The sequence below is a fragment of the Streptomyces sp. NPDC037288 genome (genome assembly GCF_055603265.1).
Genome location: NZ_JBVJVY010000020.1, coordinates 64,183 through 77,099, shown reverse-complemented (window position 1 = coordinate 77,099; position 12,917 = coordinate 64,183). Strand labels below are relative to the sequence as shown.

At 69.3% G+C, this 12,917-nt stretch carries 11 protein-coding genes and 1 riboswitch; of the genes, 6 read left to right on the top strand and 5 right to left on the bottom strand.

Features of this window, described 5'->3' with window-relative positions:
• Positions 1-30 precede the first annotated feature (30 nt).
• Entirely contained in the window at positions 31-669 is a 639-nt protein-coding gene (locus ACZ7GZ_RS22645) for a TetR/AcrR family transcriptional regulator (RefSeq protein ID WP_471026829.1), read from the bottom strand.
• Between the two features lie 126 nt (positions 670-795).
• On the opposite strand from ACZ7GZ_RS22645, the gene nagB reads away from it, so the two are divergent.
• From nagB to ACZ7GZ_RS22615, 6 genes are all read left to right on the top strand, one after another.
• Positions 796-1,581: a glucosamine-6-phosphate deaminase gene (gene nagB / locus ACZ7GZ_RS22640; protein WP_471026827.1), complete on the top strand. Its 786-nt coding sequence runs from the start codon at positions 796-798 to the stop codon at positions 1,579-1,581.
• A gap of 175 nt (positions 1,582-1,756) precedes the next feature.
• A complete protein-coding gene (locus ACZ7GZ_RS22635) occupies positions 1,757-2,521 on the top strand; it encodes a GntR family transcriptional regulator (RefSeq protein WP_471026824.1) in 765 nt (254 codons plus the stop codon).
• 151 nt (positions 2,522-2,672) lie between these two features.
• On the top strand, positions 2,673-2,933 hold the full coding sequence (locus ACZ7GZ_RS22630; RefSeq protein ID WP_471026821.1) for a DUF3311 domain-containing protein: 261 nt from the start codon (positions 2,673-2,675) through the stop codon (positions 2,931-2,933).
• Positions 2,930-4,558 carry a monocarboxylate uptake permease MctP gene (gene mctP, locus ACZ7GZ_RS22625; protein WP_471026819.1) on the top strand — a complete coding sequence of 543 codons (1,629 nt, stop codon included), beginning with the start codon at positions 2,930-2,932 and terminating at the stop codon, positions 4,556-4,558. Before ACZ7GZ_RS22630 ends, mctP begins: the two co-directional genes overlap by 4 nt.
• Before the next feature lie 168 nt (positions 4,559-4,726).
• Positions 4,727-4,866: riboswitch (cobalamin riboswitch) on the top strand.
• A 125-nt stretch (positions 4,867-4,991) separates the two neighbouring features.
• The gene (locus ACZ7GZ_RS22620) at positions 4,992-7,355 is read left to right on the top strand and encodes a ribonucleoside-diphosphate reductase subunit alpha (protein ID WP_471026818.1); all 2,364 of its coding nucleotides are present in this window, start codon (positions 4,992-4,994) and stop codon (positions 7,353-7,355) included.
• Positions 7,355-8,368, top strand: coding sequence for a ribonucleotide-diphosphate reductase subunit beta (locus tag ACZ7GZ_RS22615; protein WP_471026815.1), 1,014 nt, complete (start codon positions 7,355-7,357; stop codon positions 8,366-8,368). The genes ACZ7GZ_RS22620 and ACZ7GZ_RS22615 overlap by 1 nt, the downstream gene beginning before the upstream one ends.
• A gap of 69 nt (positions 8,369-8,437) precedes the next feature.
• Here the strand turns inward: ACZ7GZ_RS22615 and ACZ7GZ_RS22610 are convergent, their stop codons facing one another.
• The 4 genes from ACZ7GZ_RS22610 to ACZ7GZ_RS22595 form a co-directional block, all read right to left on the bottom strand.
• Positions 8,438-9,808 (bottom strand): bifunctional albaflavenone monooxygenase/terpene synthase, encoded by a 1,371-nt coding sequence (locus tag ACZ7GZ_RS22610; RefSeq protein ID WP_471026812.1) that lies wholly within the window; start codon positions 9,806-9,808, stop codon positions 8,438-8,440.
• Positions 9,805-10,890 (bottom strand): epi-isozizaene synthase, encoded by a 1,086-nt coding sequence (gene cyc1 / locus ACZ7GZ_RS22605; protein WP_471026810.1) that lies wholly within the window; start codon positions 10,888-10,890, stop codon positions 9,805-9,807. The genes ACZ7GZ_RS22610 and cyc1 overlap by 4 nt, the downstream gene beginning before the upstream one ends.
• A gap of 292 nt (positions 10,891-11,182) precedes the next feature.
• Entirely contained in the window at positions 11,183-11,833 is a 651-nt protein-coding gene (gene def / locus ACZ7GZ_RS22600; RefSeq protein ID WP_471026808.1) for a peptide deformylase, read from the bottom strand.
• A gap of 74 nt (positions 11,834-11,907) precedes the next feature.
• Positions 11,908-12,888, bottom strand: a complete 981-nt coding sequence (locus ACZ7GZ_RS22595; RefSeq protein ID WP_471026807.1) for a hypothetical protein — start codon at positions 12,886-12,888, stop codon at positions 11,908-11,910.
• Between the last annotated feature and the right edge of the window lie 29 nt (positions 12,889-12,917).

Sequence of the window (12,917 nt, the reverse complement as noted above, 5' to 3'; positions counted from 1 at the left end):
CCCGATGCCACGCAGCCTAGCCCGCCTCGGTCAGTCGCGGGGCCAGATGGTCATGGCAATTTCCGCGAGTGCCTCCAGTTCCTTCCGGCTCGCTCCGTCGCGGGCCTGCTGGGACATGCCCTGGATCACGGCGCCGACGTGCCGGGCGAGGGCGGCGGCATCGGTACCGGCCGGGAGCCGCCCGGCCACGAGGTCCGCCCGGATCCGGGATTCGAGGGCGGCGATGTTCCCGTTGCGCCGCTCGCGCAGCAGCTCCTCGACCTCGGGGCTGGTGCAGTTGGTGGCGGCGTGCACGACCAGGCAGCCGTACGGGTGCGCGGGGTCGGTGTACTCGGCGGCGGCCTCGCGCAGCGCGCGCTCGACGGCCGCGCGGGCGGTGGGCTCCTCGGCGAGGGCGCGGTCCACGAAGGCACCGTGCGTGGCGGTGTAGACCTGGACGGCCTCCTCGAACAGGGTCCGCTTGTCACCGAAGGCCGCGTACAGGCTCGGCGCCCCGATGCCCATGATCCGGGTCAGACCGGAGACCGAGGTGGCCTCGTAGCCGCGCTCCCAGAAGGCCATGAGCGCCTTCTCCAGTGCGGCGGCCCGGTCGAAGGAACGCGGCCGGCCGCGCGTCCTGGCCGTGCCGACCTGCACTTTCGCGTCCTGACCATATGCCATGGAGGGCATTTTATAGCGGACCCTAGAAAATTAACCCTCTCTTGCCGCGTCCTGGGCCGGCCCAGGCCTCTTCTGTTAGATTGGTCTAAACCACATAGAGACGCCCAGAGCCCACTTCAGAACGGCAGGCCCAGCGTGGAAGTTGTCATCGTTCCGGACGCCGCGGCGGGCGGCGAACTGATCGCCGAGGCCATGGCCCAGCTGCTGCGACGCAAGCCCGACGCCCTGCTCGGCGTGGCCACCGGCTCCACCCCGCTGCCCGTCTACCAGGCGCTGACCGCGAAGGTCCGCTCCGGCGCCGCCGACACCTCGCGGGCGCGCATAGCCCAGCTCGACGAGTACGTGGGGCTGCCCGCCGACCACCCCGAGTCCTACCGCTCGGTGCTGCGCCGGGAGGTGCTGGAGCCGCTCGGCATCGGCATGGACGCGTTCCTCGGACCCGACGGCACCGCCCGGGACGTCCAGGCCGCCTGCGCGGCGTACGACCGCGCGCTCGCCGAGGCCGGCGGAGTGGACCTGCAGCTGCTCGGGATCGGCACCGACGGGCACATCGGGTTCAACGAGCCGTGCTCCTCGCTCGCCTCGCGCACCCGGATCAAGACACTGACCGAGCAGACCCGGGTGGACAACGCCCGCTTCTTCGGCGGCGACATCGAGCAGGTCCCGCACCACGTCGTCACCCAGGGCATCGGCACCATCCTGGAGGCCCGGCACCTGGTGCTGCTGGCGACCGGCGAGGGCAAGGCGGACGCGGTCGCCGCGACCGTCGAGGGACCGGTCGCGGCCGTCTGCCCGGCCTCCGCGCTCCAGCTCCACCCGCACGCCACGGTGGTCGCCGACGAGGCCGCCGCGTCCAAGCTCAAGCTGGCCGACTACTTCCGGCACACCTACGCCAACAAGCCGGACTGGCAGGGGATCTAGGTATGGACTAGACCAACCATGGGGCAGCGGTATATAGAGGTGATCACGGAGCGTGCGGGTGGACTCCCGAACACGCGAAGCCGTGCCACGATGTGAGCCGTGGCCGATGTGAGTCGGTCGGGCGTGGCCGATGCCAGTCGGTCGCTTTCGGCATCCGGAGCCGGGAAGGCAGAGCATGAGCACCGACGTCAGCAGTGCGGAGAACGAGGCCGGCACGACCGTCCGTACGGCGCGCGTGCCCAAGTACTACCGCTTGAAGAAGCACCTGCTCGACATGACGGAGACGCAGGCGCCGGGCACGCCGGTGCCGCCCGAGCGCACTCTGGCGGCCGAGTTCGACACCTCCCGCACCACCGTCCGGCAGGCCCTGCAGGAGCTGGTCGTGGAGGGCCGGCTCGAACGCATCCAGGGCAAGGGCACCTTCGTCGCCAAGCCCAAGGTCTCCCAGGCGCTGCAGCTCACCTCCTACACCGAGGACATGCGCGCCCAGGGGCTGGAGCCCACCTCGCAGCTGCTGGACATCGGCTACATCACCGCCGACGACCGGCTCGCCGGGCTGCTGGACATCACCGCCGGCGGACGGGTGCTGCGCATCGAGCGGCTGCGCATGGCCAACGGCGAGCCGATGGCCATCGAGACCACGCATCTGAGCGCCAAGCGCTTCCCGGCGCTGCGCCGCTCCCTGGTGAAGTACACGTCCCTGTACACCGCCCTCGCCGAGGTCTACGACGTCCACCTCGCCGAGGCCGAGGAGACCATCGAGACCTCGCTGGCCACTCCGCGCGAGGCGGGCCTGCTCGGCACCGATGTGGGCCTGCCGATGCTGATGCTCTCCCGCCACTCCCTGGACCGCGAGGGCAAGCCGGTGGAGTGGGTGCGGTCGGTGTACCGGGGGGATCGCTACAAGTTCGTGGCGCGGCTCAAGCGGCCGGCCGAGTAGAGATACTCAACACGGCCCGGGGGTACGGCCGGTGGACCTTCGCTGAATCGATATGCCGATATGCGGACGAGGTCTTCCACTGCCGCGACACCGTCACCTAGATTGCCTGCGCATTACACAGGTGATCAGCGAGGGGACGGAGAGCCGTGGCATGTCCGACACACCTGAAGTGAGACCACCGGTCGTCACCCCGGTCCGGGTGATCATAGCCTTGTGCCTCGTCGCGCCCTTCGTGGCGATGCTCTGGGTCGGCTCCTACGCCAGGACGGATCCGGCCCTCATAGGGATCCCGTTCTTCTACTGGTACCAGATGCTCTGGGTGCTGGTCTCCGCCGCGCTCACCATGACCGCGTACCAGCTGTGGCAGCGCGACCAGCGCGCCCGCGCTCACAAGGGCGGTGAGGCGAAGTGAAGGACGGTGTCAACGGCGTCGCGCTCGGCGTCTTCGTCTTCTTCTTCCTGGCCGTCACGGTCATGGGCTTCCTCGCCGCACGCTGGCGCAGGGCCGAGAACGAGCACTCCCTGGACGAATGGGGCCTGGGCGGACGGTCGTTCGGCACCTGGATCACGTGGTTCCTGCTCGGCGGCGACCTGTACACGGCATACACCTTCGTGGCCGTACCGGCGGCGATCTACGCGGCGGGCGCGTCCGGCTTCTTCGCGGTGCCGTACACGATCCTGATCTACCCGCTGATCTTCACCTTCCTGCCGCGCCTGTGGTCGGTCAGCCACCGCCACGGCTATGTCACGACCTCCGACTTCGTGCGCGGGCGCTTCGGCTCGAAGGGCCTGTCGCTGGCGGTGGCGCTGACCGGCATCCTGGCGACGATGCCGTACATCGCGCTCCAGCTCGTCGGCATCCAGGCGGTGCTGGACGTGATGGGCGTGGGCGGGGGCAGCAGCACCAACTGGTTCGTACGGGACCTGCCGCTGCTGATCGCCTTCGGCGTGCTGGCGGCGTACACCTACTCCTCCGGCCTGCGCGCTCCGGCCCTGATCGCCTTCGTCAAGGACGCGCTGATCTACGTCGTCATCGCGGTGGCGATCATCTACATCCCGATCAAGCTGGGCGGCTTCGACGACGTCTTCGCCAAGGCGGGCCACGCGTTCAGCCAGGTCAACCCGGCCACCGGCAAGCCGCGCGGCGCGCTCGCGCCGCCGGAAGCGGGCCAGTGGACGTACGCCACCCTGGCGCTGGGCTCGGCGCTCGCGCTCTTCATGTACCCCCACTCGATCACCGCGACCCTGTCCTCCAAGAGCCGCGAGGTGATCCGCCGCAACACCACGATCCTGCCGCTGTACTCCCTGATGCTCGGTCTGCTGGCCCTGCTGGGCTTCATGGCGATCGCGGCCGGCGTCAAGGTCACCAACGGCCAGCTGGCCATCCCCCAGCTGTTCGAGGACATGTTCCCGGACTGGTTCGCGGGTGTGGCCTTCGCGGCGATCGGCATCGGCGCACTCGTGCCGGCGGCCATCATGTCGATCGCGGCGGCGAACCTCTTCACCCGCAACATCTACCGGGACTTCATCAAGCCGGACGCCACGCCCAGGCAGGAGGCCCAGGTCTCCAAGATCGTCTCACTGCTGGTGAAGGTCGGCGCCCTGGTCTTCGTCCTCACCATGGACAAGACGGTCGCGATCAACTTCCAGCTGCTGGGCGGCATCTGGATCCTGCAGACCTTCCCGGCCCTGGTCGGCGGCCTGTTCACCCGCTGGTTCCACCGCTGGGCGCTGCTCGCCGGCTGGGCGGTCGGCATGGTGTACGGCACGGTCGCGGCGTACGGGGTCGCCTCGCCGACCCAGAAGCACTTCGGCGGCTCGGCCAAGGAGATCCCCGGCATCGGGGAGATCGGCTACATCGGACTGACCGCGTTCGTGCTCAACGTCGCCGTGACCGTGGTCCTCACCTTCGTCCTCAAGGCCGTCAAGGCCCCCGAGGGCGTCGACGAGACCAGCCCGGACGACTACACGGCGGACGCGGGCGACCCCGGCGTGCAGGCGGAACTGCCACCGGCGACGGCGGCAAGCGCGCACTAGCCGCACCTCGGCCGGGCGTACGGGCGGCTTTCCGTCCGCGTGTGCGCCCGGCCGTCGCGTCCCGGAACCGGTCCGGTGCCCAGCCGGGCCCTGCACCTCGGGAGTTGACCCTCCGAAGCCGAGCCGACACAACATCTGGGGGTGACACGACAGCACGGCACTAGATGTATGCTCATCCTCGCTGTCGTCGCAGGGGAATCCGGTGCGAATCCGGAACTGTCCCGCAACGGTGTACTTGTGCATGTCCGTTCCCGTGAACGCCGTGCACAGGAGTCAGTCCGAGGACCTGTCGACAGCGCACCCGGCCGTCCGGCCGGTGTGCCCTGAGACGTCCGGGCCTCGCGGAGTGGGCCGGTGGACGCGACGCCGTGTGCGCTCGTGGCTGCCCCCTGCCCTCCGCAAGGCCCCCGTGCCGAGCGAGGGAGAGCCCCACGTGACCATCGCGCCAGCAGATCCGGCTTCAGCCAGCGGCCTGGAGACCGACGGTCCCGGTACCGCGCTGCTGCGGACCCTGACCGAGCTGACCGCCGACCTCCCCGACGCCGACCCCGGCCGGGTCGCCGCCGCCGCGCTGCGCGGCCGGTCGGCGCGCGCCGACGAGGCGGAGTTGCGCGAGCTGGCCACGGAGGCCGCCGCCGGGCTCATCTCCGAGGACCCCGCCTACTCCAGGCTGGCCGCCCGGCTGCTGACCCTCACCATCCGCGCCGAGGCGGCCTCGCAGGGCGTGACGTCCTTCACCGGGTCCGTGGCCGTGGGGCACCGCGAGGGGCTCATCGCCGACCGGACCGCCGAGTTCGCGCGGCTGCACGCCGAGCGGCTGGACGCGCTCGTCGACACCGGCGCCGACGACCGCTTCGGCTACTTCGGGCTGCGCACGCTGCACAGCCGCTACCTGCTGCGGCACCCGATCACCCGCAAGGTCATCGAGACCCCCCAGCACTTCATGCTGCGGGTCGCCGCAGGCCTCGCCGAGGACGACAGCGTCCGCTCCGTGGACGAAGTCGCCGGGCTCTACGGGCTCATGAGCCGCCTCGACTACCTGCCGTCCTCCCCCACCCTCTTCAACTCCGGCACCCGGCACCCCCAGATGTCGTCCTGCTACCTCCTCGACTCCCCGCTGGACGAGCTGGACTCCATCTACGACCGCTACCACCAGGTGGCCCGGCTCTCCAAGCACGCCGGCGGCATCGGTCTGTCGTACTCCCGGATCCGCAGCCGCGGTTCGCTGATCCGCGGCACCAACGGGCACTCCAACGGCATCGTGCCGTTCCTGAAGACCCTGGACGCCTCGGTGGCGGCCGTGAACCAGGGCGGCCGGCGCAAGGGGGCCGCGGCCGTCTACCTGGAGACCTGGCACTCCGACATCGAGGAGTTCCTGGAGCTGCGGGACAACACCGGTGAGGACGCCCGCCGTACGCACAACCTGAACCTCGCGCACTGGATCCCGGACGAGTTCATGCGCCGGGTCAACGCCGACGCGCAGTGGTCGCTGTTCTCCCCGGCGGACGTGCCGGAGCTGGTGGACCTGTGGGGCGAGGAGTTCGACGCCGCCTACCGCAAGGCCGAGGACGCGGGCCTGGCGAAGAGGACGATCCCGGCCCGTGAGCTGTACGGCCGGATGATGCGCACCCTCGCGCAGACCGGCAACGGCTGGATGACCTTCAAGGACGCGGCCAACCGCACCGCCAACCAGACGGCCCTGCCCGGTCACGTCGTCCACTCCTCCAACCTCTGCACGGAGATCCTGGAGGTCACGGACGACGGCGAGACGGCGGTCTGCAACCTGGGCTCGGTCAACCTCGGTGCGTTCGTGAGCAACGGGGACATCGACTGGGAGCGCCTCGACGAGACGGTCCGCACGGCCGTCACCTTCCTCGACCGCGTGGTCGACATCAACTTCTACCCGACCGAGCAGGCGGGCCGGTCGAACGCCAAGTGGCGGCCCGTCGGCCTCGGTGCCATGGGTCTGCAGGACGTGTTCTTCAAGCTGCGCCTGCCGTTCGACTCGCCGGAGGCCAAGGCCCTGTCCACGCGGATCGCCGAGCGCGTCATGCTCGCCGCGTACGAGGCCTCCGCCGACCTCGCCGAGCGGAGCGGCCCGCTGCCGGCCTGGGAGAAGACCCGTACCGCCCAGGGTGTCCTGCACCCCGACCACTACGACGCCGAGCTCACCTGGCCCGAGCGCTGGGCGGCCCTGCGCGAGCGGATCGCGGCCGTCGGCATGCGCAACTCGCTCCTCCTCGCGATCGCGCCCACCGCCACCATCGCCTCCATCGCGGGCGTGTACGAGTGCATCGAGCCGCAGGTGTCGAACCTGTTCAAGCGCGAGACGCTGTCCGGTGAGTTCCTGCAGGTCAACTCGTACCTGGTGAAGGATCTGAAGGAGCTCGGCGTCTGGGACGCGCGGACCCGTGAGGCGCTGCGCGACTCCAACGGCTCCGTGCAGGACTTCGCCTGGATCCCGGCCGACGTACGGGCCCTGTACCGCACGGCGTGGGAGATCCCGCAGCGCGGCCTGATCGACATGGCGGCGGCGCGGACCCCGTTCCTCGACCAGGCGCAGTCGCTCAACCTCTTCCTGGAGACGCCGACCATCGGCAAGCTCTCCTCGATGTACGCGTACGCCTGGAAGTCGGGCCTGAAGACGACGTACTACCTGCGCTCGCGGCCCGCGACGCGCATCGCCCGCGCCGCCCGGGCGCAGGCCCAGAAGACCATCCCCGTCCAGCAGGCCGCTGATCCCGACGCGGTCGCCTGCTCCCTGGAAAACCCCGAGTCCTGCGAGGCCTGCCAGTAATGACCACCCGTAACACCAACCTGCTCGACCCGGGTTTCGAACTGACTCTCCGCCCGATGCGCTACCCGGACTTCTACGAGCGCTACCGGGACGCCATCAAGAACACCTGGACCGTGGAGGAGGTCGACCTCCACTCGGACGTCGCCGACCTCGCCAAGCTGACCCCGGCCGAGCAGCACCTGATCGGCCGGCTGGTGGCCTTCTTCGCGACGGGTGACTCGATCGTCGCGAACAACCTGGTCCTGACGCTGTACAAGCACATCAACTCCCCCGAGGCGCGCCTGTACCTGAGCCGGCAGCTGTTCGAGGAGGCCGTGCACGTCCAGTTCTACCTGACCCTGCTGGACACCTACCTCCCCGACCCGGACGACCGGGCGGCGGCCTTCGCGGCCGTCGAGAACATCCCCTCCATCCGCGAGAAGGCCGGGTTCTGCTTCAAGTGGATGGACTCGGTCGACAAGCTCGACCGTCTGGAGACGAAGGCCGACCGCCGTCGCTTCCTGCTCAACCTGATCTGCTTCGCCGCGTGCATCGAGGGCCTGTTCTTCTACGGCGCCTTCGCGTACGTCTACTGGTTCCGCAGCCGGGGTCTGCTGCACGGTCTCGCCACCGGCACCAACTGGGTGTTCCGCGACGAGACGATGCACATGTCCTTCGCCTTCGACGTGGTCGACACCGTCCGCAAGGAGGAGCCGGACCTGTTCGACGACGCGCTCCAGCAGCAGGTCACCGACATGCTGAAGGAGGCCGTCGAGGCCGAGCTGCAGTTCGCGCGCGACCTGTGCGGCGACGGCCTGCCGGGCATGAACACCGAGTCGATGCGGCAGTACCTGGAGTGCGTCGCCGACCAGCGCCTCGTCCGCCTCGGTTTCGCCCCGGTGTACGGCTCGGAGAACCCGTTCTCCTTCATGGAGCTGCAGGGCGTTCAGGAGCTGACGAACTTCTTCGAGCGCCGCCCGTCGGCGTACCAGGTGGCGGTGGAGGGCACGGTCGACCTCGACGAGGATTTCTGAGACCGAACGCCTACCGGCGCGCGTTCCGGGGCCCTGAGGCCGCCTGAGCGCGCGCCGGTACCAGGTGTTCTACCAAGGCATCGGCCTGAGCAGGAGGTTGTGCGGGCGCAGCGTGATGCCCACCCGGGTCGTGTCGTTGGACCCGCCGACCTGCTCGAAGCGGTACTTCGCCGAGATCGCCGCGGTGATCAGGCTCAGCTGGGTCATGGAGAAGTGGTCGCTGGGGCACTTGCGGTTGCCCACGCTGAAGGGGCTCATGGCGTACTTCGGCACGTCCTTGGCCCGCTCCGGCAGCCACCGGTCGGGGTCGAAGTCGAGGTGGCGGTCATAGGAGCGGGCGTCGCGCTGGATCGCGTAGGGGCTGTAGATGATGTCCGCCCCGGCCGGAATGCGATAGCCACCGAGCGACGTGTCGGTCACCGCGCGCCGCGTCAATATCCATACGGCGGGCCTGAGCCGCATGGCCTCGACGACGACATTGTTGGTGTGCGTGAGCGCGCGAACGTGCTCGAATCCGACCGGTCGGCCGCCGGTCACTGATTCGACCTCGGTCCGTACCTTCTCGGCGTGTTCCGGGTGTTCCGCGAGAACCTGCAGCAGCCACATGATCGTGGACGCCACCGTTTCGCTGCCGGGTGTGAGTATCGCGACGACCTGGTCGTGGATCTCCTGTTCCCCGATGGGGTCGCCATTGTCGTCCTTTGCCTCCAGCAATGCCGTCAGCAAATCGTCCGGCTTTTGACCAGATGCCCTCCGCTCGGCGACGATCTCGTCCACCAGCAGATGCAAATCGGCCAGGGCCCGGTTGAATTCGCGGTTGGCCGGGAACGGCAGCCGGTACAGCGGTCCGAGCGGGATGACCATCCGGCGGTACATGCCCCGGAAGACGCTGGCGAGGTCGACGCTCAGCCGCTCGGCGCGCTCGTCCATGTACTCGCCGCGCAGCAGGCAGCGGGCGGCGATGCGCACGGCCACCCGGAAGGACTCGGAGGTGCAGTCGATGGTCTCGCCGGGCCGCCAGCGCTCGGTGAGCTGGTGCGCCTCCTCCTCCATGACCGGCCCGTAGGCCGGTATCGCGTCCAGCCGGAACGCGGGCTGGATGGTGCGGCGCTGACGGCGGTGCCGGGGGCCGTTGGCGGTGGCCACGCCCTCCTTGCCGAGCAGGCCTTCGAGGGACTCCCACAGGGGTCCGTCGATCTTGAAGTCGGTGCTGAGCGCGAGCGCGCCGGTCAGCTCCGGCGTGGTGACGGCGTACACCGTCTTGGGGCCGAGCCTGAGGCGTACGACGTCGCCGTGGCCGCGGAGCCGGGACATGAAGGCGAGCGGGTCGCGGACCAGTTTCAGGCCGTGCCCGAGGCCCGGCACCGCGCCCCCCGCCAGGGGCGGTTCGCGCAGTTCGGCCGCCTCGGGGGTAGTGGGCCGCACAGACTCTACGGTCATTTCTCACCTGCCGCTTCGTTCGTGACGTACGGGGGCGTGGACCGGTCGTCCCAGGTGTCGACCATGTACCGGCCGGACTCGTGGTGGAACCAGTAGACGGAGCTGAACCAGTTGCGCATATTGCCGACACAGGCGCGGACCGCGGCGCTCAGTTCCTTTCCGCGGACCGTTCCGTCGGCGAGGCCGTCGGCGAACCTCAGGGCGTCCTGCTCGACTTCAAGGAATTCACTGACGCATTTCTCGACCCGCCGCCTGACTTCGTCCACCGCGTCTTCGAGAGTCAGCCCCTCGTGGTTCATGAGACTGATTCCGAGATTGTGGACCTCGTCACCCGCTATTTCCTTCGGCAGCGAGCACAGGTCGTTGTACCAAGCGGCGAATTCCTGACTGAGCAGCGCGGCCCGGCGATAGGACGGATTTTTTCGTACCGCGTCCGGGAGTTCACATCCGGCGCTTGGCTCCAGCAGGTCCGTCCATATCCAGTGCGCGAAGGTGTGCCGACGCAGGGCGAGGTATTCCTCGACGCCGGGTATGTATCCCGCGGTGCGGTTGCGGAACTCGCGGTCGTAGGCCTCGATGACCGCGTGGAAGTGCCGGGCGAACCGCTGGTTCCAGGTGCCCGGCAGGAAGCCGTACAGCCGCAGCGCGCTGTCCGCGAACCCGGCGACCAGCGGGTCCGGGTGGTGCAGGTGGTGCCGGGGTGCGTCGAGGGCCGCGTGCAGGCGGTACCTCAGCCGCCGCCAGTCGCCCGGCCGGCCGTGTACGACGCAGCGGTCGTGGTGGTCGTCCCAGACGAAGAACCACGCGCTGTAGTCGGCGATGGCCTGCATGACCTCGTCGGGGGCGCCGAGGTAGTAGCCCGCCATGAGGTCCGTGTAGCACAGTCCGTCGGCATATTCCTGCACCTTGTCCGCCGGCATGAGCCGTTTTTCCAGCAGCCAGAGCCGTGTGCTGTGCTGTAGCCGCGGCCAATACGGATGCAGTTGCCGGGGAAAGGCGGACTCGATCACCGGGAGTGCCAGTGTGGGTGGTACGACGACCGCCGTCGGCGTCGCTGTGGTGCTGTGTGGGAAAGCTTGCACGAACAAACCCCTCTCAGCCGCCAGGAGCGCATGCCCCTCTCCGGTTGTGCCGGGCGTGCGCCGTTGCGTATCCCCGCTCTTACATTCAGCACCACAACTGACCGTCATGGGAACGGATTTGCTTCACTCACTACCCCAAGGGTGCCGAGAATCCCGCGTTGTGTGACCGATTAAGGATCACAACGAGGACGGAAGAGGTCGGTTGTACGACGCACGGGTGAGCGAGGCGAGGCACACGAAGGGCGCCCGACCGGGAGTGATCCCCGCGGGCGCCCCAACGACCCTGTGCTGCCTAGTCGTTGGCGACCACCGGATAACGTGGCTCATTCTCGGCCATCTGCCGCAGCGCGTCCTTGCGGTCCCGCTTGGACAGCCGGTCGATGTACAGGTAGCCGTAGAGGTGGTCGGTCTCGTGCTGCAAACAGCGCGCGAAGTAGCCGGTGCCGCGCACCTTGACCGGGTTGCCCTGCTCGTCCCGGCCGGTCACCTCGGCGTAGTCGGGACGTGCGAGCGGCGCGTACGCCGTCGGCACGGACAGACAGCCCTCGTTGCTGTCGTCCAGCCGGCGCCGGTCGGCGGGCAGGTCGACCAGCTTCGGGTTGCACACCACGCCGACGTGCCGGACGCCCTCGTCGTCCATGCAGTCGTAGACGAAGACCTTCAGGTCGACACCGATCTGGTTGGCGGCCAGGCCCACACCCTCGGCGGTGCGCTGGCTGGCGAACATGTCGGCGACGAGCTGCTGCAGCTCCTCGCCGAACTCGGTGACGTCCTTGCACTCCTTGTGCAGCACCGGGTTGCCGACGACCGTGATCGGCCGCGAGGTGCCGCGCTCCCGCCAGGCCTTCTCGCGCTCCTCGCAGTCCTCCGTGTCGACGACATAACCCTCGTCGTCGACGGGGAGCACGCCCGCGTGCTGCTGATCGGTGTCCTGCTGCGCCATGACCGACGTACGCCTTCCTTGCAAGCCTTGAGAATTCTGCGAGTACAGCCTAAAGGTGGCTGGTCACCGTCGGCTCAGCAAACCTCTTCGAGATCGCGCCAGTCCCTGGAGTCCGGGCTGTCCGCGACCCACCCGTCCAGCAGCCCCCGGACCAGCGAAGCCGGCGCGGCCACCCCGCACTCCCGCTCGGGCACCCACAGCTGCCCGTCCGTCCGATGCCCCAGCGGGCCGGGATGACCGGGCTCACTGTGGTCATGGGGGTCGAGATGCATACCTTCCCCCTCGTCCGAGGGCATCCGGGACTCCGAACACATGCGGCACAGCAACCTCACGGACGAGGACCAGTCCTCCGCGGCGAACCCCGCGTCGGCGGCCAGCTGCTCCAGCGCGTCCCGGTCCGCCTCCGTGGCCGCCTCCAGCAGGACCACCCAGGTGGGGACGGGCGAGGGCGCCCACAGCTCGATCTCGTCGAAGACCGGGTAGGAGTGCCCGGCGGACGTCGTGCGCTCGCCGTGCGGGACACCGTCGTGCAGCACGACCTCGCCCCAGCGCCGCCCGGACGAGGGAAGCGGGATGGACAGCACCTCGATCCGCGCGGGGTCCAGCCTGCGACCCCACACGACCTCAGCCTCGCCCTCCGGGGAGAGCCGTACGGCCGCGCTGCCCAGCTCCATGCCGAGGGGCTCGGCGGAGGCGGCGGCGCCCCCGGGCACCTTCAGCCCGTACGCCTGCCAGGCGCGGCGGGCCAGCGGCCAGTCCTGCAGGGCGGTGGCGGCGATGCCGACGTTCCACCAGTCGGGCGCCCCGGTCTCCCGGTCCAGCAGGGCGACCGCCCGGAGCCCGGCCGCGCGGGCCTGCTCCCAGTCGTGCCGGAACTTGTGCAGCAGGGCGAGGTTGAACCAGGACTCCGACAGCCAGGGCTCCAGGTCGGCGGCCCGTGTCAGCAGCTCGCCCGCGTCCTCGTACCGGCCGTCGCCGATCAGCGTGAACGCGCGGTCGGTGGCCTGCCGCCAGGAGGCGGAGGGCCGGTGCCGTCCCTTTCCGAAGATCCTCACGATTCCCGCCTGCCAGTTCCAGTTCCGCA